Source organism: Streptomyces sp. JJ36 (genome assembly GCF_021696945.1).
In the GTDB taxonomy this organism is placed as follows: Bacteria; Actinomycetota; Actinomycetes; order Streptomycetales; family Streptomycetaceae; genus Streptomyces.
This window is the reverse complement of sequence record NZ_JACYHE010000174.1, coordinates 1-824: the sequence shown is the minus strand read 5'-3', so window position 1 is coordinate 824 and position 824 is coordinate 1. Positions and strand designations below refer to the sequence as shown.

Here is an 824-nt window from a genome sequence, read left to right as displayed (position 1 = left end):
GCCGTGCGCAGGGCGGTGGCGGCGGTGGCGGCGGTGTCCGCCACCACCGCCCGCCGGCAGGCGAACTCCACCCGCCCCGACTGCAACGTGAACGCCGCGTCCCGCAACGCCGCCTCACCCGACTCCAGCCGCTCCGCAACCCCCTCACACAACACCGACAACGCCCGCGGAGACCGCGCCGACACCGGAACCACCTGCCACCGCCGCCCACCGGACCCACCAGCAGGCCCCGGAACCCCCGGCACCCGCGGCGCCTCCTCCAGCACCACATGCGCATTCGTCCCGCCGATACCGAACGAACTCACCGCCGCCCGCCGCGGACCCGCACCCCGCCACGACCGCAACCGCGTATTCACATAAAACGGCGACGACGCGAAATCAATCCGCTCATTCGGCTCCGAGAAATTCAACGACGGCGGCAACTCACCAGCCCGCACCGCCGAAACCGCCTTGATCAGACCGGCCACACCCGCCGCCGCATCCAAATGCCCCACATTCGTCTTCACCGACCCCAGCGCACAGAACCCCACCCGGTCCGTGAAACCCCGCCACGCCTGCGTCAACGCCGACACCTCGATCGGATCCCCCAGCGCCGTACCCGTCCCATGCGCCTCCACCAGACCGATCGACTCCGGATCGACCCCCGACACCTCCAGCGCATCCGTGATCACCGACGCCTGCCCCGACACACTCGGCGCCGTGAAACCCACCTTCACCGCACCGTCGTTGTTCACCGCAGAACCCCGCACCACCGCATACACGAAATCCCCCGCGGCGACCGCGTCCTCCCAGCGCTTCAGCACCACCACACCCGCACCACTGCC

General features: G+C 70.0%; 1 protein-coding gene. It reads right to left on the bottom strand.

Features of this window, described 5'->3' with window-relative positions:
- Positions 1-809 (bottom strand): ketoacyl-synthetase C-terminal extension domain-containing protein (locus HOY81_RS27040; RefSeq protein WP_308341231.1); only part of this gene is annotated, 809 nt, incomplete at its 3' end.
- Positions 810-824: the final 15 nt, after the last annotated feature.